A 19,432-nucleotide genomic window follows, 5' to 3' on the forward strand; every position below is an offset into this window, starting at 1 on the left:
ACATCCAATCAGCTTATTGTTTAACTTTCGAATTGTTAATGTTTATCTTTCCCTAATGCTGAAAAAATGGGATCCGGCGGCAAAGGTTCAGTCAGAATGCTTACAGGTGGAAGCTTATACAGTTCCGGCCATTCCAGCCACCATTTATATTTATCGACAGTTTCTGTTCCATACCCGAACATATCATCAATCGATTTTAATAATTTTGATGATGTTTCACTTTTGCTTCCAATCCAGGTACCAGCTTGATGGAACCAGGATTCCTCTTTGGAATTCCAGGGACAGACCTTCATGCATCGTCCGCAGCATACACCGTCCTCATTACTGGCCCGAAATTCAGCACATTTGTTCGTGTCATTGTTCCAACGCAAATAGCCGTTATACTGACCCATATCACTATCAGTGTTGATAGCTCCGGCAGGACAATTTTCCGCACATTTCTTACATACACGACAGAAGTCAAGTAACCCAAAATCAATTGGTTTATCCGGTGCAAGCGGCAAATCGGTAGTAACTGCTGCAACTTTATGGCGGAATCCTAACCTGGGGTGAATCGTACAATCGCCTGTACGGGATAGTTCTCCCAAACCTGCGGCGATAATAACAGGAGGCATGACACCGTTATAATCCACAGCATAATTAGCCCTGGCGTTATATCCCAGATTCCGGATATATTGGGCCATAATAGCAGCAATAACCCCTGTCGCATGATAGCCTCTGAAGGACTGGGAGATGCTAATTGCGTCATACCCTGTCGAAGCTAGCATTGTCTCCAAATGCTGATCAATCATTACCACGATCGCATATGGCAAGCGTTCGGTAACCGGCCGAACTAATTGTTCCCTGGTGAATTCCACATACTGTCTTCCCGGAAAAGGCGGATAAATACATTTTGTTCCATAATACGCATACGAAGGCATCCTGCCTATACCCACGTCATCAGCCCGCAAAAAATAAGCAACATCCTTGATGTGTTGTGACATTTGCTCAGGATCAGGTATTTCCATTTTTTTTGGGGCGGGAATACCTTCCAGAAAACCTGCCACCATACCGGCTCCCATTATGATTGCGCTGCCAAAAGGATCCTTGGTATTCATGTTATAAAGCCCCAATTGGCCCCTTTGACTGACTTTTCCCGCAGCAATCTGTTCAAATCCGCCATCGTATTCACTTGGATTTTTGATTGGGCCTATTATCTTCGATGTTCCCAACCACTGGTCGTTATGCTCCACAAAACGTATTGTTGCGCTACCCATGTCATGCACCGGATGCAGTTTGGACCACTGCCCTTTTGCCCCGGGCGCGTACTTCACGCTCTCGCCAACTGCTCCCGCCACTATGGTAGGTGCTTTCAGAGCCGTTGCTACTCCCAGGGCTGCAGCTCCGGCACCAGCTTTGAGAAAATTCCTGCGGCCTAACTGAAACTTTTTCTCTTGTTCATTAACCACCGTATTTTCACATCCTATCAGGCGTGTAATTCACCTATATTCCCCGCTTTTTTCACACCAATGAATCCCAGCAGGCGGGCCTGAACAACGGCAAGAACCACAGATATCCCCAGAAACAGGAATATTGCTGTGCTTGTGGCTTTGACATGTCCAACCGATGCGTTAATGTAGATAAAGGAAACCCCCATCCAGGTAATCCCATACCAGATAACAAACAAGGCCCAATTAACTACTGTTTTCCACATTTGTTCACGTTTAGCACGAGGTTTAATAAATAAAATACCCGCTAAGAATAATACGCCCGCTAAAAAAATTAAGAATGTACCCATCATTTTCACCTCCCTTTTGATAATTCAGTCATTTTTATGACTATAGGTACATTGTATTTAATAATTTTGAGTGAAGTTTAGTTGTATAACTAAAACTATACATCTTCAAAATATTTTTTTGTTTTAAACTGTTGACTAGAAAATTGAATAGAGACACAGGTAATTTAAAATAATACAAAAAAATACTCCATTTCTCTAATGAAATGGAATTCAAAAAATAATTTGAACAAAATGAATTGTCAAACTTAATTCTAATAAATATATTTATAAATATGCTTCTCATGGGTTAATTCTTTAAGTTTTTCCAGATCATGAATAATTATTTTGTCTTTCTTCTTTTCAATAATTTTTTGCTCCTTTAAATACTTTAATACTTTGGAGACTGTAACATAATGTGCTCCTGTTATCTCAGAGATAAATTGCAATGATAAGTCCATACGTATTTCGTAAGAATCTCCTACCGATATTCCATTGGTAAGATAAAGTCCATGCAGCAATCTTAAGATTCTAATCGTTGGATTGTAAAAGTCTCTTTCTATCGTTTGTCTCATATAATAACTTACTTTGGAAAGACAATTTCTAAGCACTTCAAAGATCATGTCTTCATCTTGACGGAAAATAATTCTGAGGTGCTCTTCGAAAAAAAGACATACTTTAGAATCTTCTATGGCAACCGCATAAGTATCATTTTCATTTTCCATCTTATACAAACGACCTAAAATTCCATTTTCTCCTGAAAAATAAATCACTCTTTCCCTGCCGTCTTCCGTCATCAGGTTCAAACTTATCCTTCCGGAAAGCACATAAACCAGCATATAATCCTTACCTCCCGGTAAGATTACATTACTGTCCTTAGCATAGGTTTTTACTACTCCTATATGCGTGAAATCCCTCAGTTTTTCAATCGGATAGAAAGTGTCAGGAATAGCCCTTGCCCCCTCGCATCTTCCATAATCGTATTGCATACGCTTCCTCCTTCCAATTATTCACCACCATTACCAGCCCAGGATTTATTTTGCCACCCACTAAATCCCTCTTGTAATAACAGATGTACGTCCCGCAACTAAATTCTACACCAAAAAACAATTAAAAACGTAACAATTGAATCTAGTCCGCGCCAGGAAGAACACATTAACCAAATACCGTACTTAAAAAGCAATGCAAATTCAATGCATATATTTTACATTATACTTAAATTTATTATACAATTATTTTTGCTATTTTAATTTAACATATAACTAAAACCTCAAGTTTTACACTTTTAATATTTCCTCTGATCAGGTATTCGACACTCAGAAAAAGATGGGGTTTTACCAACTGTTTTGTAAGCGCTAATAACGGTGCCTTGAAAAAAGATGAACCCTGGCACATTACATTTTTTTCTAAAATGGCAAGGGGACGTAACGAAACTTTTGTTTCGATGCGTCCCCTTAATAATACTTAGAAATTAAGTTAATTCAATCAACTAGGAATATTGATTTTATAAAGCTCCGGCCATTCCAGCCACCATTTATATTGGGTAATCTCTTCTGTGCCGTAACCGAACATATCATCAATGCTTTTTAGCAATGCCGAGGCGGTCTCGCCCTTGCTTCCTATCCACAAGCCAGCTTCATGGAACCAGGAGTCTTCTTTAGAATTCCACGGACAGACTTTTACACATCTGCCGCAGTTGACACCCTCGTCATTGCCAGCCCGAAATGTTGCACATTTCTTCATATCGCTGTTCCAGCGCATGTAACCATTTTGTTCGACTGGATCTTTATCGAAGCTAATGGCTTGGGCAGGACATTGTTCTGCACATTTTTTGCAAACCCGGCAGAAATCTAGTAGTCCAAAATCAATGGGTTTATCCGGTACCAACGGCAGATCCGTTGTGACTGCACCACATTTGTTACGGAACCCCATTCTAGGATGAGCAACGCAGTCACCTGTACGGCTAAGCTCACCCATTCCGGAAGCTATAAGGGCTGGCGGGACGGCGAGATCATAGTTGCCAAAGTGATGCGCCCTGGCATTATAACCTAAACTCCGAATATATCGGGCCATGATTACTCCAATATTTGCGACGGCATGGTAACACCGGAATGATTGGGATACAGATATGCCGTCATAGCCGGTAGATGCCAAATAGGTTTCCAAATGCTGTTCCACCGCAAAAGTAATAACATAAGGCAAATCCGGCTCTGTGTTCGGGATCTGATGGATCGGCGTATCCGGGGGGACAATACCTGCCGGGAAAAGCCCCTGGGGCGGAACTTGCTTAAAGCCATAATAAGCATAGGACGGCATTTTGCCAATACCGACTTCATCTGCCCTGAGATAATACGCAACGTCTTTCATATGCTGAGACATTTGTTCGGGATCCGGTAAAGGAAGTTTCTCCGGACTTGGGGTACCCATTACAATCTCATCAAGGCTAATCGGCCCGATTGCCCAACCTATTCCATCCGTTAAAGGATATCTCTTGGTTTGGGTTAGGAATCCCCATCTTGCCTTCTCACCGAGTAATCCTCTGAGAGCCAAAGTGAAACCTGAGTCATATTCACTTGATCTTTGAACCGTTCCCACAATCTTACTTGTTCCCAACCACTGGTCGTTATGCTCGACAAAACTTACTGAAGCACCGCCATAATTATTTACAGGACGAAGTTTTGACCATTTTCCCTTTGCTGGCGTATAGTTTAGGGTACTTACAGTCGCATTTGCTATCTTCGATGGAGCTGCAATCGCTCCCATTACGCCCATGGCTGCGGCAGCCACACCGGTTTTCAAAAAGCCGCGGCGGTTTACCTGCCCAGGCAGCTTTTTGCTTTCGGAATCCGACATCAATTTTCCTCCCCTCAAGCCTTTATAGACTCGTTGACCTTCTTTTTCATACCAATAAATCCTAAAATGCGGGCTAATACGATGGCCAGTACTACCGAGATCCCACCAAATAGAAAGATAGCTGTGCTTGTGGCCTTGACGTGTCCTACGCTGGCATTAATGTAAACAAATGATACCCCTATGCATGTTATAAAAAACCAAATAATAAAGGTCACCCAAACAGCCACGGTTTGCCATGTTTTATTTTGCTTGGCTCTGGGCTTAACAAAAAGAATTCCCGCTAAAAAAAGAATACCCGCCAGGAAAATTAACAAAGTACTCATTCTTTCACCTCCTTTAATCTTACAAATTGTATCCTTACACGCTTCATTGTACTCATTATTAAATGTTGGGCATTATCGGCTGTTAATATTTTCTTCGTTGCTACTAAATATTTTTTATCATTGTTAACATAATGGCCATATCTTATCTTGACAGATTATATGCCGAAACAGATTGAGTATTTTATTAGGCCCTGAAATATAAGAAGCTGCTGCCAACAAACCATAAAATTGTCGGCAACAGCTTCTTATTAGAAAATAGTATTGATTGATACTGCCAATAGTATAAAACTATTAATAGTATCTTAAAGGAAGTTATTGGTTTAGCGTTACGCTTGTTTTTATTTGCTTGGGATACTAATTTTATACAGCTCAGGCCATTCCAGCCACCATTTATATTGAGGAATCTCTTCAGTACCGTAACCGAACATATCATCAATACTTCTAAGCAATGTCGAAGCGGCCTCACCCTTGCTGCCTATCCAGAGACCCGCTTCATGGAACCAGGAGTCTTCTTTGGAATTCCACGGACAGACTTTTATACATCGGCCGCAGCTGACACCTTCGTCATTGCCGGCCCGGAAAGCCGCGCATTTCTTCATATCGCTGTCCCAGCGCAGGTAGCCGTTTTGTTCCACAAGATCTGTTTCAAAAGAAATGGCTTGGCTAGGGCAGTTCTCTGCGCACTTTTTACAAACCCGGCAGAAATCCAACAGCCCAAAATCAATGGGTTTATCGGGCGCCAGCGGCAGATCCGTTGTGACTGCGGCGCATTTGTTGCGGAATCCCATTTTAGGATGAGCAACGCAGTCTCCCGTGCGGCTGAGCTCACCCATTCCGCAAGCAATCAGTACCGGTGGTATAGCGAGATCGTAGTTGCCAAAGTGATGCGCCCTTGCATTATAACCCAGACTCCGAATATATCGGGCCATAATGACCGCAATATTGGCTGTGGCATGATAACTCCGGAATGACTGACATGCAGATATTCCGTCATAGCCGTTCGATGCCAAATAGGTTTCCAAATGCTGTTCCACCGCAAATGCAATAACATAAGGCAAATCCGGTTCCGTGTTCGGGATCTCGGAAATCGGCGCATCCGGCGGAACAATGCCTGCAGGGAACAGCCCCTGGGGTGGAACCATCTTGCCCCTATAATACGCATAGGATGGCATTTTGCCGATACCGACTTCATCTGCCCTGAGATAATACGCTACGTCTTTCATATGCTGAGACATTTGTTCCGGATCGGGAATTGGAAGTTTTTCAGGGTTTGGGACACCAATACAAATGTCATCATGGCTAATCGTCCCTATTGCAAAGCCTATTCCATCTGTTAACGGATACCGCTTGTTAAAGGAAATGAATCCCCATCTGGCCTTTTCTCCCAGTTTCCCTTGAAGCGCCAAAGTAAAACCTGATTCGTATTCACTGCCTTTTTTAATCGGCCCCACAATCTTACTTGTTCCCAACCACTGGTCGTTTTGCTCGACAAAGCGCACTGAAGCACCGCCATAGTTGGGAGTTGGGCGTAGTTTTGACCACTGTCCCTTTTCCGGCGTATAGTTTAAGGTACTTACAGTCGCATTTGCTATCTTTGATGGAGCTGCGATCGCCCCCATTACACCCATAGCTGCGGCAGCCACACCGGTTTTTAAAAAGCCGCGGCGGCTTACCTGCCTGGGCAACGATTTACTTTCAGAATGATCCGACATCCATTTTTCTCCTTTCAAGCCTGTGAAGACTCGCTGATTTTCTTCTTCGTACCAATAAAGCCTAAAATACGGGCCAACACGACGGCCAGCACGACCGAGATTCCCCCAAATAGGAAAATAGCTGTACTTGTGGCTTTGACATGCCCTACACTGGCATTAATATAAACGAATGATACCCCCATGCATGTTATCAAAAACCAAACAACGAAGGTCACCCAAACAGCCACGGTTTGCCATGTTTTATTTTGCTTGGCTCTGGGTTTGACAAATAAAATCCCCGCTAAAAAAAGAATACCCGCCAGGAAAATCAATAAAGTACTCATATTTTCACCTCCTTTGTCTTGCAAATTGTATTTGTGCAAACTTTATTGTACTTATCTTTCAATAGTTGGGTGTTATCGATGTTAATTTTCATAGAGAATTATTAATAATTTGACACTTTTTTGTATACAAATAAAGAATAGGTACTAAAACTAAGGCTTCTTTAGCTAATGCCGCCTTTAAACAGTATGCTTTTGAATTAAAAAAACTGTTGCCAGCGAACGATCAATCCGCTGGCAACAGTTTCATTTAGATACACTTATTTATTGCTTATCTGCCGGTATTCTGATCTTATACATTTCCGGCCATTCCAGCCACCACTTATATCGGGTAATCTCTTCAGTTCCGTAACCAAACATATCATCAATTTTCTTAAGCAGTGATGAAGCTGTCTGCCCTCTGCTGCCGATCCATATTCCGACATCATGGAACCAGGATTTTTCCTTGGAATTCCACGGACAGGTTTTTACGCATCTGCCACAGTTAACGCCTTCCTCGTTGCCGGTTCTAAATGCCGCACATTTATATGCATCGGTATTCCAGCGCAGATAGCCGTTAAATTCAACAGGATCCACATCATAGGTTATCGCTTGGTTTGGGCAGGTTTCGGCGCATTTTTTACATACCCTGCAGAAATCCAGCATACCGAAATCAATGGGTTTGTCCGGTAACAAAGGTAGATCTGTCGTAATTGCCGCTACTTTATTTCTGAAACCCATTCTTGGATGCGCTACACAGTCCCCCGTACGAGTAAGCTCTCCCATTCCCGCCGCAATCAATAAAGGCCCCATAACCGCTTCATAATTTCCAAAATGATGAGCCCTGGCATGATAGCCTAAGTTACGAATGTATTGTGCCATGACGACAGAAATATTGGCTGTAGCATGATAGCTGCGGAATGACTGTTCAAGGGAGATTCCGTCATACCCCGTTGAAGCCGCATAAGTCTCCCAATGCTGTTCTACAGCAACACAAATAACGTAAGGCATTGACTCCGTAACAGGTACATCTACATAAGGAGTTTCAAGGGTAACAATGCCGGCAGCATAGGCTCCTTCAGGCGGATCCATAACAGCTTTGTAGTAGCCATAGGACGGCATTTTCCCAATCCCTACTTCATCCGCTCTCAGATAATACGCAAGGTCTTTGATATGCATAGACATTTGTTCCGGATCAGGAATCGGAAGCTTATCCGGTTTCGGAGTACCACTTACAATATTGGGTTTGCTTATTTCCTGCGTTGGAAGCATTAATGCATCTCCAAGAGGATATCTTATCGCCTGCGAAACAAATCCATATTGGGACTTCGTTCCCAGCAATCCTCGAATTGCATATGGAAATCCACCGTCAGATTCATTCGTTCTCTCTACTTTTCCAATAATCTGAGATGTTCCAAGCCACTGATCATTATGCTCTACAAACCGGACTGAAGCACCGCCGTAATCCATTTTTGGTTTTAATTTTGACCATTGGCCCTTAATTGGTGTATAATCCATTTGTTTATATAATGAGTTTTTATACCCGAGATCAATTACAGCGTTTGCCACTCCGGGCGAGCTTGTAATTGCTCCCACCACGCCAAGGGCCGTTGCAGCGGCCCCTGCACTTGCCTTTAAAAAACCCCGTCGGCTTAAGCGTGTTTGCTGATTGGGTTTTTTATCATTTTTTTCCGGAATCTCTGACATCAGTTCTCCTCCTTTAGGCTTGTGACGTTTGGTCTACTTTTTTCTTCATCGTGATGAATCCCAAGATACGCGCTAAGATGATAGCCAGCACCACGGAAATTCCTCCAAATAAGAAGATTGCGGTGCTTGTAGCTTTTACGTGCCCTACGCTGGCATTAATGTAAACAAAGGAAATCCCGATCCATGTGATAAAATACCAAACGACGAATAAAGCCCATACCAGCACTGTTTGCCAATTCTTATTTTTGGCAGCGCGCGGTTTGATAAAAAGAATACCGGCTAAAAAAAGGACACCCGCTAAGAAAATTAAAAAAGTACTCATTGTTTTTCACCTCCTTTTATCTTTTCGTTAATATCCTCATCAATTTACATTGTATTGAATTTAACAAAACCAGACTTAGTCTGGTATAAGAATTTTCTTTACAAATTATTTTTTTTTATAAAGGTATAAATAAAAAAAATGCCGACAATGACTTTGTCGACAATCTAATGGTCTTTCGGCTGCTTTCAAGTTTTCATCCACTCTTCAATCAAATCTTGTAACCGTGGCAAATCATAGATAATAATCTTGCCTGAATTTTTCTTCAGAATATTTTCTTTCTTCAAATAGCGAAATAGTTTGCAGATTGTCACAAAATGAACACCGGTTATTTCGGATATCGCCTTTTGTGATACTCTTTCATCAATCTCATAAACATGGCCAACTTGGTCAACTTCTTTTCCCTTCTGACGGCAGAGTTCATAAAGCAACCTTAAAACTCGGACTGATGGTTTATAAATTGCCATTTCTTTAGATTCACGCATAAAATAAGTGCATTTTGATGCATAACAGGTAATAAATTCAATAAGTACTTCTTTATCCTGTTGAAATATACTAAGAAGTTGTTCTTTATCGAAGAAGCAAACCGTACTCCTTTCCTCTGAAACAACATGAACAAAACATTCCTCAATAGCAAATAATCGGTCCGCAAAAGTAAAAGGGTCAGCGTAAAACATAAACTTTTGCCTTCCATCATCATTCATAAAGCTAATACCCAATTTCCCCGAAAGCACAAATACAACTTTATTAATGATCTCTCCAGGCAAAACAATCGTATCTCCTTTGCGATAATTACGTATGACCCCCAAATGCGTATAATTACATAGTTTCAAAATCGGATAAAAATTACCTGGCAGAATACTATAGTGATTGCTTATTACCCTTTCCATTTTTGTCTCCTCCCCGCAAAAGAGTTCCCAAAGCAAATTCTAATAACATCCTTAATATCCTTTTTTAGCATAGGCTAAGATCTTGGCCAAAGTTGTGAAAAAACATAAAAAAACACCGCTGCCGGTGTTTAGTTTTTACTGTTCTCATTGATTATTTCCTTGAGCCTTTCCAAATCATTAATAATAATTTTATTTGTTGTTTTTTGCAAAATATTTTCTTTTTTTAGCCAGCTAAATACTCTGCAAATTGTAACAAAATGGACACCCGTCATTTCTGAAATTGCCCTTTGAGATAATTTCACATCTATTTCATAGACGTTGTCAACTACTTTACCTTCAGTAAGACATAATTCATGAATCAATCGTAAAACGCGAATCGATGGGTTGTAAAGGGCCATCTCCTTTGATCCATTCATAAAATGAAAACATTTTGATGAATAGTTTACGAGAAATTCATTAAGAATTTCATCATCCTGTTTAAAGATTATAAAAAGCTGCTCTTTGGTAAAAAAACAGATTTTGCTTTTTTCTTCTGAAATAACATGAACAAAACAATTTTCTAACGGAAATAGTCGATCAACTATGGAATATTGCCCAGCCTTGTACATCAATTTTTGCCTTCCGTCATCATTCAGAAAATTTACAGTGAGTTTACCGGAAAGTACATATATTATTCTATCTATTGTTTCTCCAGGTAATACAACGGTTTCCCCTTTTTGATAATTACGGACTACCCCCATATGGACAAAATTCTGCAATCTTTCTATAGGATGAAAAGAATCTGGGATAAGTTGCTCTTTAAGAGTTTCCTTCATAATCATTCACCCCTTAAAAAATTTAAACATACCAAAAAATTTATGTCATCTTTAGGATAATTGTTTGCATATGCTAAATTAATCATAGCGTACACCAAAAAAGGAATCAACGATATTAGCGTATGATAATATTATTGCTAAGAAAAATTTTGTATACTAATTGACCTTCTAATGTAACTGCACCGAGTTGGAAGAGGTCATATAAAAAGGTCATATTAAGCGCCATTTGGAAAGCAGTCATTATAAATAATAGCATGTATTTGTATTAAAAAAAAATTCATGCAAATATTAACAAACACTAAAATATACAAATTAGTTGATGATTATAATTTAGTTGCATCCCTCTTATAAGCGTTGCGATTTATAAAAAATACTTGACAATTTATTCTATATAATAAGGATTCTGAAAGCCCTATGCGGTTCGGACGATCTTTTAAAGGTTCGCTACATAAAAAAGATGTCCCAAAAGTTTCTTAATACTTTCGGGACACCCTCTTAAATAAATCAGAAATTAAGCAATATCACTTAGCTGGTACAGTTGGTACAGCTGGTATCTGAAATTTATAATTTTCCGGCCACTCCAGCCACCATTGATATTGGGTAAGATCTTCAGTTCCGTAGCCAAACATGTCGTCAATTGTTTTAAGAAATGTTGAAGCTGTCTCGCCTTTACTGCCAATCCACAGTCCGGCTTCATGGAACCAGGAGTCTTCCTTGGAATTCCAGGGACATACTTTGATACATCTTCCGCAGTTAACACCCTCATCGTTAGCGCAACGGAATACTGCACACTTCTTAGAATCGGTATTCCAACGGAGGTAACCATTGTGCGGTATAGGATCATCATCAAAGGTAATCGCTTGGGCAGGACAGTTATCCGCACACTTTTTACATACTCTACAGAAATCCAGCATGCCAAAATCAATCGGTTTATCCGCTACCAAAGGCAAATCTGTTGTAACTGCCGAAGATTTATGGCGGAAACCAATACGGGGATGGGCCGCTGAGTCACCTGTTCGGGTAAGTTCGCCCATTCCGGCAGCGATTAGACAAGGCGTTATAACAACCTCGTAATTTACATAATGCTGTGCCCTGGCATTATAACCCAGGCTGCGAATATAATTCGCCATGATGACCGCCGCATTGGCAGCAGCATGGTAGGATCGCATGGATTGGACAACTGAAATACCGTCATACCCTGATGATGCCATACTCGTTTCCAAATGCTGCTCTACTGCCAAACAAATAACGTAAGGTAATTTATCTTTGATAGGAACATCTGTCATAGGCGTCTGAAGCGGGATAGCGCCAGAAACATAAGCACCTAAAGGCGGGGCCATGGTGCCTTTGTAATAAGCGTAATCAGGCATAACGCCGATACCCACCTCGTCGCAGCGAAGATAATACCCGAAGTCTTTAATATGTTGGGACATCTGTTCCGGGTCCGGAATCTGGAATTTGTTTGGATTTGGCTTGCCACTGACCATTGCCGCGAGGGGTGACATCGGTATTTGAAAAGAAGCCGCCATAGGATATCTTTTGCCTTGTGTCATTATTCCGTACTTTGCTTTATCGCCTAATAATCCTCTGAAAGCTAAAGCAAATCCAGCGTCTTTCTCGTTTGTTTGAATTACTGGCCCAACAATCTTGGATGTACCTAAGCATTGATTGTTAATTTCAGCATAACGTACTGAAGCACCGCCATAGTTGTTAACAGGACGCAATTTCGACCATTGTCCTTTGGCGGGCTGATAGCTTAAACTAGCTGATGCTGCGTTGGCCATCTTGGATGGCGCTGCAATCGCCCCCATGACGCCCATCGCTGCTGCGGCTACCCCGGTTTTCAGAAAACCACGACGGCTTACTGAAACTTCCTGCCGGGGTTCTTTTTCTTTATTACTTGAATTTACGGACATTAATTTTCCTCCTTTAAGCTTGTAATGAGTCATTGACCTTTTTCTTTGCACCAATAAATCCTAATACACGGGCTAAGACGACAGCCAGAATCAGCGAAATCCCCCCAAACAGGAATATCGCTGTACTTGTCGCTTTGACATGTCCGACACTGGCATTGATGTAAACAAAGGAAATCCCCATACAAGCGATAACAAAGAAAATAACATATAAGGTCCAAATAATCACGGTCTTCCAAATCTTATCCTGCTTCGCACGAGGTTTGATAAAAAGGACACCGGCTAAGAAAAGAATTCCCGCCAAAAAAATTAAGAATATACTCATTTCTTTCACCTCCCTCCTAACTTATTCGATTATAACTTTATCAAGTTCATTTGGTACTGTCAATAATTTTTCGCAAAATTGATTTTCTGCTTGGTATAGATTTATATATATTGACCCCAGAGCAAGACTTGATATGGGGGCGGCGGATGCTACCCTAAATCAGGGGATGGGGCTTACCCAAAAGGAATACATCATTTGAGCCACATCCCGCGACCCATTGAAGCATCCGACGTAGGGTCCCATGTCAAGTCTACCCCAGAGATTTCTAGTTAAATGTCGGCATTAACCAGCTAAGCTATTTTCCTTGTTCATTTCTTCAAGATGCCTCATGCTCATATAAAGTTTAGTTCCCCAAGCTTTACTAGCCACATGTCGGAGTCGCGCACAGACCAGCATCAATGCAGAGTTGCCATCCGGGAAGGTACCAACTACGCGGGTTCTTCGGCGGATCTCCCGATTCAGCCGTTCAATAACATTGTTGCTGCGCAGTTTTGTCCAGTGAGCTTGAGGAAAATCCATATAGGTCAAGGTTTCTGAGATACTATCCTCAACCTTCTTGGCTGCTTCTTTTAATTTCATGTCTTTAAGTTTCTTTGCTACAGCGATAGCTTTCTCTTTGGCCGCCTCTTTATCTTCCTGAGCATGAATAGCTTTAAGCATCGCAGCGACTTCTTTCATCTTAGATCGCGGGGTCACTGAGAATACATTCCGGTAAAAATGAACATGACAACGTTGAAATTTAGCTTCCGGAAAGGTTTCGGTCACTGCTTCTAAAAGTCCTAAACACTTGTCGCCGATGAATAATTGTGTTCCTGTGAGTCCGCGGTCTTTTAGGCTTTTGAGAAATTCCTGCCAACTGGCTTTGTCTTCCTTCATTCCTTCAGCAGCACCAATAACCTCTCTATATCCGTCTTCATTGACGGCCAAAGCAATGAGAATCGCGACGTTCTCGTATTCACCGCCCCAATTGCGCTTGAGATAAATCCCGTCAACATACACGTACGGATATTTGCCCTTCAATGGCCGGTTCCGCCAGGTTTCGATGTGACCGTAGACTTTCTTGTTTAACTGGCTGACCGTTCCGGCGGATACCTTCGTCCCCCAGAGTGCTTCGGTGATGTCCTCCACACGACGGACGGATACACCAGCTAAATACATCTCAATTAGGGCTTCTTCTACGGAGCTTTCGCGGCGTCGATAACGCTCAATGATTGCTGTTTCAAAGGCAACGCCTTTCAGTTTGGGCATCTTCAATTTGACCTCTCCAGAAGTTGTGGTCAGATTCCGCTCATAATGGCCGGATCGATAACCTTTTCGTTCTTCTGATCGCTCATACCGGCCGGCATTCGTTAGCTCAGCGGCTTCCTGATCAAGTAATTTATTCAGGGTTTCCTCCACACTGTGACGGACTAATTCTTTCAACTCCTGCTTTATTGCACCTTCATTTAAGTGTATAATTTTCTCAGACATATTCGCAGCTCCTTCCTGGTAGATTTTGTGTGGTAACTTTATCATACCAAGCAGTTGCGTTTATGTCCTTATTTTTAGGACAATTTATGAATTTGCGAAATTAATGATACCTTATCGTTCATTTTAATTCTTTTTCAATTTTGGATATTAGCAGTTTTTAAGATTTTTAAAATAATTAAATTCCAAGATCATTTATAAATCTCGATTTGTGATGTAAATTTTTGTTTATTTTCGGGGAAAAATAAACCCCATGAATTATTTGATCATGGAGTTTGTTAGCAACCTAAATGGAGCCATTTGGGGCATTACATATAATATTTCATATTCATATCAATGGTATCTTTAAGCCTTTGCAAGTCATAGATAATGATTTTATCCGAAGTCTTCCGCATAATTTTCTCTTTCTTCAGCCATCCAAGAATTTTACAGACTGTCACCGAATGAACACCTGTTATTTCTGAAATGGTCTTCTGTGTTAACTTAATATCTATTTTATAGACATCATTAACTAACTTTCCTTTGGTTAAGCAAAGTTCATTGATCAGTCTCAGAACCCTGGCGGATGGACTATAAAAGTCCATCTCCTTGGCAACATGCATAAAAAAGCTACATTTGCACGTAAGATTTGTAATGAATTCGTCATGTGTTTCATCATCTTTTCTAAATATTTTATATAGTTGTTCTTTTGAGAAAAAACAAACCGTACTTTTTTCTTCTGCGACAATGCTCCCAAGAATTACTTGATACGAAAACAAATTATCAACGACACAATGACGGCAAGCATAAAACATTATTTTTTGTTTTTTATCTTCAAAAAAGTTTAAACTTACCTTTCCTGAAACCACATAAATGACTCTGTCAATTTTTTCTCCAGCCGGGATAATAAACTCTCCTTTTTGATATTTACGTACTACGCCCATATGAACATATTTTTGAAGACCTTTGACAGGATAAAAATTATCTGGGATTATGCAGTAATCTTTGATAATCTCATTCATATGATAACTTCCCCTCCAAAATAAAATGATACGGAGATAATCATTACGTACGCATTAACAAAGTTAGCGTGGGATAACTTTTCTTAGATAAGCGTACCATGCCATCTTCAAAAAATCTACATTAAGTTGAATAGTCTTTGTAAACACACCTTATATCCTGATTGCTACATAAAAAAGGTGTCCCAAAAGTTCTCCTGATACTTTCGGGACACCCTTATAAAACCAAACTTACAAATTAAATATTAATTAGGTTGGTATTTTAATTTTGTAATTTTCCGGCCACTCGAGCCACCATTGATATTTGGTGACATCTTCGGTTCCGTAACCAAACATATCGTCGATTGCTTTAAGGAATTTTGAAGCTGTCTCACCTTTGCTGCCGATCCATAGTCCCGCTTCATGAAACCAGGAATCTTCCTTGGAGTTCCAAGGGCATACTTTAATACATCTGCCGCAGTTAACACCTTCTTCGTTGGCACAGCGGAATACCGAACACTTCGTGGAATCCGTGTTCCAACGGAGGTAACCATTGTGCGGTATAGGATCATCATCAAAGGTAATCGCTTGGGCAGGACAGTTATCCGCACACTTTTTGCACACTCTGCAGAAATCCAACATGCCAAAATCAATCGGTTTATCCACTGCCAAAGGTAAATCCGTAGTAACTGCTGAAGCCTTATGGCGGAAACCGATACGGGGATGAGCTGCAGAGTCCCCTGTCCGGGTAAGTTCACCCATTCCGGCGGCAATTAGACAAGGTGTTATAACAACCTCATAGTTCCCAAAATGTTGTGCTCTGGCATGATAACCCAGCTGTCGAATATAATTTGCCATGATGATCGCTGCTTGGGCGGCTGAATGGTAAGCCCGCATTGATTGGACGACGGAAATACCGTCATACCCTGTTGAAGCCATACTGGTTTCCAGATGCTGCTCACAAGCCATAACGATAACGTAAGGCATCTTATCATTGATAGGAACATCTCCCATTGGCGTCTCAGGGGGAACAGCGTGGGAAGCATAAGCACCTAAAGGGGGCTCCATGTTACTTTTGTAATAAGCATAATCAGGCAGATTACCGATGCCCACTTCGTCGCATCGAAGATAATATGCAAAATCTTTAATGTGCTGGGACATTTGCTCCGGATCCGGAATTTCAAATTTATTTTTATTCGGCTCGCCAGTGAGCAGTTTTAATGGACTGAGTGCTGCAATTGCTGCTGAATACGAAGCCATCATAGGATATCTTTGGCCTTGTGTGAGAAATCCGTATTTTGCTTTTTCGCCTAATACTCCTCTGTAAGCCAAAGCGAATCCAGCATCTTTCTCATTTGTTTGAATCACTTTTGAAACAAGCTCCGTTGTCCCGAGCCACTGATCGTTGTTTTGAGCATAACGGACAGTTGCTCCGCCATAACTCGCTTCAGGACGCAATTTTGACCATTGTCCTTCGGCAGGGGGGGTATAAGTTAGGCTGGCTGATGCTGCGTTGGCCATCTTGGATGGCGCTGCAATCGCCCCCATGACGCCCATCGCAGCAGCTGCTACCCCGGTTTTCAGAAAACCGCGGCGGCTTACTGAAAGTTCTTGCTTTGGTCCTTTTTCTTTATTTCCTGAATTTACGGACATCAATTTTCCTCCTCTAAGCCTGTAATGACTCGACCTTTTTCTTTGTACCGATAAATCCTAATACACGGGCTAAGACTACAGCCAGAATCAGTGAGATCCCCCCAAACAGGAATATAGCTGTGCTTGTTGCCTTGACATGTCCTACACTGGCGTTGATGTAAACAAAGGAAACTCCCATACAAGCGATAGCATAGAAAATAACATATAAGGTCCAAATAATTACCGTTTTCCAAGTCTTATCCTGCTTCGCGCGAGGTTTGATAAAAAGGACACCAGCTAAAAAAAGAATTCCCGCCAAAAAAATTAAGAACGTACTCATTTTTTTCACCTCCTCCTAGCTTATTCGAATGATAATATTACTTTTATCAAGTTCATTTTAATCCTTTTTCAGTTTTTGACTTTAGCTATACCTAAAATCAATAATAAATTATTATTTTCGATATTTTAAATTATTGATTTATATTGTTAACAAATAAGTATATTTATCTATCTTGAAATTCGTTAAAGTTTTAAATCTAATTTAAATAATACACATTAAATGCAAATGCCACCTTTCGGTGGCATTTGCATTTAATGTGTATTATTTAAAATTATCATATCTTTAAGCCTTGGCAAGTCATAGATAATGATTTTATTTGGAGTCTTATTCACAATTTTTTCTTTTTTCAGCCATCCAAAAATTCTACTGACACTTACAAAATGAACACCTGTTATTTCGGAAATTGTCTTTTGTGTTAATTTAATATCTATCTCATAAACATTATCAACAACCTTACCTTTCGTTAAGCAAAGTTCACAAAGCATTCTTAAAACCCTGGCGGTCGGAGTATAAAGGTCCATCTCTTTGGAGATATACATAAAAAAGCCACATTTACAAGCAAAATTTAAAAGAAAATCTTGATGAGCTTCATCATCCTGTCTAAAAATTTCAAAAAGCTGTTCTTTCGTAAAAAAACAAACCGTACTGTTTTCTTCCGAAACAACATGCATGAGACTAATTTTAAATCCAAACGCCCCATCAATGGGACAATAACGGCATGCATAATACATTAATTTTTGCTTGTTATCTTCGAGAAAGTAAATGCTAACTTTTCCTGAGACCACATAGATGACCTTGTCAAGTACTTCTCCAGGAAAACTAATGGTATCCCCTTTCCGATATTTGCGTACGACTCCCATATGAACATATTTTTGAAGACTTTTAACAGGGTAAAAATTATCTGGGACAATACAATAATCTCTGTTAATATCCGCCATCAATCATTTCCCTCCCAAATAAAATTATGCGGACGACGTAGATAATCGTTACGTGCGCATTAATAATATTAGCGTAGGATAACTTTTCTGACATAATCGTACCATGCAATCTTCAAAAAATCTACATTAAGTTAATGACTTGTTTAACTTGATAAATTACTTTTATCAAGTTCATTTTAATCCTATTATAGTTTTGTACTTTAGCTATACCTAAGATCAGAAATAATTTGAATTCGATAACCAAACAAGGGAGCGCCGCAAAACCTAAGTTCTGTTGCGCTCCCTTGTAGTAATATTGGAATATCTTTGATTATTAAAGATTCGAAAACATCTTTTCCTCGGTAAGCGTATGCTCAAGCGTTACCGTGTCACCTGGCTTTACCGTAATAAACTCTTCATCCCACGGTCCAGTAAAAAGTTTCTTTAAAAAACGCGATGACCCCGTAATTGTTTCATGTTGCAATTCTAAGGATTTAGCAAAGTTCTCTGTTTTGGCCATGATTTCCTCGGGCTGGCAAGTTTGCGTATCAATGATCATTAATCTTTTATAATGATGCAGCATGGTTTTAATGATCATGTCTGCTTTGGCTGATCCGTATTTTTCTATATAATGCTGATATTCCGACAATAGGCTTTTCTCATTATCAAGCCATCCCTTGGTCAAAAAATAAGTCCCCATTTCCCGGGAAAGACTCATTCTAAGCTCGTGAGAGCCTAATAATAAAGAAATGCAATCATCTGCCTTCGGGATTATCAGAGCAGCCGTAGGTGATGTAAGCCCAACCAGGCTATTACCGCAGTAACCAAAAGCGAAGAGCACCGTATCAACATTTTCCAGCTGATTAATGGATTCCTGAAGCCTTCTCCGAAGTAAATCCGGATAGTTGTGAAGGCCCGACTCAATGAATAGTACAGGATAATCTACCCCGGTCTCTTTCAAAGCTAAACAAACTTCATCTTTTATTGTTTGACAGGCAATGATAATCTTGGACATTTTAATCAATCCCTTTCTCAAGATGGAAAACGCATCAAAAGAGCAATTCTTTTATTGTATACACGTGTATAGTTTATATTTTAATTTAATCATGTTCATATCAGATGTCAATAACCTTTCTCCACATTTATAATAATTATTTTCAGGTAATTATTTTCAATTATATTTATTGTTT

At 40.3% G+C, this 19,432-nt stretch carries 19 protein-coding genes; all 19 read right to left on the reverse strand.

Annotated elements, in window-relative coordinates; all coding sequences use genetic code 11:
• Positions 1-35: 35 nt before the first annotated feature.
• Positions 36-1,448, reverse strand: a complete 1,413-nt coding sequence (locus AB3489_RS11110) for a reductive dehalogenase (RefSeq protein ID WP_368292928.1) — start codon at positions 1,446-1,448, stop codon at positions 36-38.
• A 17-nt stretch (positions 1,449-1,465) separates the two neighbouring features.
• A complete protein-coding gene (locus AB3489_RS11115) occupies positions 1,466-1,777 on the reverse strand; it encodes a dehalogenase (RefSeq protein WP_368292930.1) in 312 nt (103 codons plus the stop codon).
• Between the two features lie 251 nt (positions 1,778-2,028).
• Entirely contained in the window at positions 2,029-2,742 is a 714-nt protein-coding gene (locus AB3489_RS11120) for a Crp/Fnr family transcriptional regulator (RefSeq protein ID WP_019225051.1), read from the reverse strand.
• Positions 2,743-3,238: 496 nt separating this feature from the next.
• Positions 3,239-4,606 carry a reductive dehalogenase gene (locus tag AB3489_RS11125; RefSeq protein ID WP_368292931.1) on the reverse strand — a complete coding sequence of 456 codons (1,368 nt, stop codon included), beginning with the start codon at positions 4,604-4,606 and terminating at the stop codon, positions 3,239-3,241.
• Between the two features lie 14 nt (positions 4,607-4,620).
• Positions 4,621-4,929: a dehalogenase gene (locus AB3489_RS11130; RefSeq protein ID WP_368292932.1), complete on the reverse strand. Its 309-nt coding sequence runs from the start codon at positions 4,927-4,929 to the stop codon at positions 4,621-4,623.
• A 338-nt stretch (positions 4,930-5,267) separates the two neighbouring features.
• Positions 5,268-6,641: a reductive dehalogenase gene (locus AB3489_RS11135; protein ID WP_368292933.1), complete on the reverse strand. Its 1,374-nt coding sequence runs from the start codon at positions 6,639-6,641 to the stop codon at positions 5,268-5,270.
• Between the two features lie 14 nt (positions 6,642-6,655).
• Positions 6,656-6,964, reverse strand: a complete 309-nt coding sequence (locus AB3489_RS11140; RefSeq protein WP_368292934.1) for a dehalogenase — start codon at positions 6,962-6,964, stop codon at positions 6,656-6,658.
• Positions 6,965-7,225: 261 nt separating this feature from the next.
• A complete protein-coding gene (locus tag AB3489_RS11145; RefSeq protein WP_368292935.1) occupies positions 7,226-8,647 on the reverse strand; it encodes a reductive dehalogenase in 1,422 nt (473 codons plus the stop codon).
• 13 nt (positions 8,648-8,660) lie between these two features.
• Positions 8,661-8,969 (reverse strand): dehalogenase, encoded by a 309-nt coding sequence (locus tag AB3489_RS11150; protein WP_368292936.1) that lies wholly within the window; start codon positions 8,967-8,969, stop codon positions 8,661-8,663.
• A 185-nt stretch (positions 8,970-9,154) separates the two neighbouring features.
• Positions 9,155-9,856 carry a Crp/Fnr family transcriptional regulator gene (locus tag AB3489_RS11155; RefSeq protein ID WP_368292937.1) on the reverse strand — a complete coding sequence of 234 codons (702 nt, stop codon included), beginning with the start codon at positions 9,854-9,856 and terminating at the stop codon, positions 9,155-9,157.
• A 128-nt stretch (positions 9,857-9,984) separates the two neighbouring features.
• Positions 9,985-10,671: a Crp/Fnr family transcriptional regulator gene (locus AB3489_RS11160; RefSeq protein ID WP_025205306.1), complete on the reverse strand. Its 687-nt coding sequence runs from the start codon at positions 10,669-10,671 to the stop codon at positions 9,985-9,987.
• Positions 10,672-11,192: 521 nt separating this feature from the next.
• Positions 11,193-12,587: a reductive dehalogenase gene (locus tag AB3489_RS11165; protein WP_368292938.1), complete on the reverse strand. Its 1,395-nt coding sequence runs from the start codon at positions 12,585-12,587 to the stop codon at positions 11,193-11,195.
• 13 nt (positions 12,588-12,600) lie between these two features.
• The gene (locus tag AB3489_RS11170) at positions 12,601-12,909 is read right to left on the reverse strand and encodes a dehalogenase (RefSeq protein WP_368292939.1); all 309 of its coding nucleotides are present in this window, start codon (positions 12,907-12,909) and stop codon (positions 12,601-12,603) included.
• 282 nt (positions 12,910-13,191) lie between these two features.
• Positions 13,192-14,379, reverse strand: a complete 1,188-nt coding sequence (locus AB3489_RS11175) for an IS256 family transposase (protein ID WP_131930284.1) — start codon at positions 14,377-14,379, stop codon at positions 13,192-13,194.
• Between the two features lie 305 nt (positions 14,380-14,684).
• Positions 14,685-15,377 (reverse strand): Crp/Fnr family transcriptional regulator, encoded by a 693-nt coding sequence (locus tag AB3489_RS11180; protein WP_368292941.1) that lies wholly within the window; start codon positions 15,375-15,377, stop codon positions 14,685-14,687.
• A gap of 246 nt (positions 15,378-15,623) precedes the next feature.
• Entirely contained in the window at positions 15,624-17,006 is a 1,383-nt protein-coding gene (locus AB3489_RS11185; RefSeq protein ID WP_368292942.1) for a reductive dehalogenase, read from the reverse strand.
• 13 nt (positions 17,007-17,019) lie between these two features.
• The gene (locus tag AB3489_RS11190; RefSeq protein WP_368292943.1) at positions 17,020-17,325 is read right to left on the reverse strand and encodes a dehalogenase; all 306 of its coding nucleotides are present in this window, start codon (positions 17,323-17,325) and stop codon (positions 17,020-17,022) included.
• Between the two features lie 251 nt (positions 17,326-17,576).
• Positions 17,577-18,263, reverse strand: coding sequence for a Crp/Fnr family transcriptional regulator (locus AB3489_RS11195; RefSeq protein WP_368292945.1), 687 nt, complete (start codon positions 18,261-18,263; stop codon positions 17,577-17,579).
• 313 nt (positions 18,264-18,576) lie between these two features.
• Positions 18,577-19,257: a DUF1638 domain-containing protein gene (locus AB3489_RS11200; RefSeq protein WP_368292946.1), complete on the reverse strand. Its 681-nt coding sequence runs from the start codon at positions 19,255-19,257 to the stop codon at positions 18,577-18,579.
• Positions 19,258-19,432 lie beyond the last annotated feature (175 nt).

Source organism: Dehalobacter sp. TBBPA1 (assembly GCF_040931655.1).
Classification (GTDB): domain Bacteria; phylum Bacillota; class Desulfitobacteriia; order Desulfitobacteriales; family Syntrophobotulaceae; genus Dehalobacter; species Dehalobacter restrictus.

Bases quoted from the DNA above. Each gene is read 5' to 3' on its own strand.
- AB3489_RS11115 (WP_368292930.1), bottom strand. From the start codon at position 1,777: ATGGGTACATTCTTAATTTTTTTAGCGGGCGTATTATTCTTAGCGGGT.
- AB3489_RS11120 (WP_019225051.1), bottom strand. From the start codon at position 2,742: ATGCAATACGATTATGGAAGATGCGAGGGGGCAAGGGCTATTCCTGAC.
- AB3489_RS11125 (WP_368292931.1), bottom strand. From the start codon at position 4,606: ATGTCGGATTCCGAAAGCAAAAAGCTGCCTGGGCAGGTAAACCGCCGC.
- AB3489_RS11130 (WP_368292932.1), bottom strand. From the start codon at position 4,929: ATGAGTACTTTGTTAATTTTCCTGGCGGGTATTCTTTTTTTAGCGGGA.
- AB3489_RS11135 (WP_368292933.1), bottom strand. From the start codon at position 6,641: ATGTCGGATCATTCTGAAAGTAAATCGTTGCCCAGGCAGGTAAGCCGC.
- AB3489_RS11140 (WP_368292934.1), bottom strand. From the start codon at position 6,964: ATGAGTACTTTATTGATTTTCCTGGCGGGTATTCTTTTTTTAGCGGGG.
- AB3489_RS11145 (WP_368292935.1), bottom strand. From the start codon at position 8,647: ATGTCAGAGATTCCGGAAAAAAATGATAAAAAACCCAATCAGCAAACA.
- AB3489_RS11150 (WP_368292936.1), bottom strand. From the start codon at position 8,969: ATGAGTACTTTTTTAATTTTCTTAGCGGGTGTCCTTTTTTTAGCCGGT.
- AB3489_RS11155 (WP_368292937.1), bottom strand. From the start codon at position 9,856: ATGGAAAGGGTAATAAGCAATCACTATAGTATTCTGCCAGGTAATTTT.
- AB3489_RS11160 (WP_025205306.1), bottom strand. From the start codon at position 10,671: ATGAAGGAAACTCTTAAAGAGCAACTTATCCCAGATTCTTTTCATCCT.
- AB3489_RS11165 (WP_368292938.1), bottom strand. From the start codon at position 12,587: ATGTCCGTAAATTCAAGTAATAAAGAAAAAGAACCCCGGCAGGAAGTT.
- AB3489_RS11170 (WP_368292939.1), bottom strand. From the start codon at position 12,909: ATGAGTATATTCTTAATTTTTTTGGCGGGAATTCTTTTCTTAGCCGGT.
- AB3489_RS11175 (WP_131930284.1), bottom strand. From the start codon at position 14,379: ATGTCTGAGAAAATTATACACTTAAATGAAGGTGCAATAAAGCAGGAG.
- AB3489_RS11180 (WP_368292941.1), bottom strand. From the start codon at position 15,377: ATGAATGAGATTATCAAAGATTACTGCATAATCCCAGATAATTTTTAT.
- AB3489_RS11185 (WP_368292942.1), bottom strand. From the start codon at position 17,006: ATGTCCGTAAATTCAGGAAATAAAGAAAAAGGACCAAAGCAAGAACTT.
- AB3489_RS11190 (WP_368292943.1), bottom strand. From the start codon at position 17,325: ATGAGTACGTTCTTAATTTTTTTGGCGGGAATTCTTTTTTTAGCTGGT.
- AB3489_RS11195 (WP_368292945.1), bottom strand. From the start codon at position 18,263: ATGGCGGATATTAACAGAGATTATTGTATTGTCCCAGATAATTTTTAC.
- AB3489_RS11200 (WP_368292946.1), bottom strand. From the start codon at position 19,257: ATGTCCAAGATTATCATTGCCTGTCAAACAATAAAAGATGAAGTTTGT.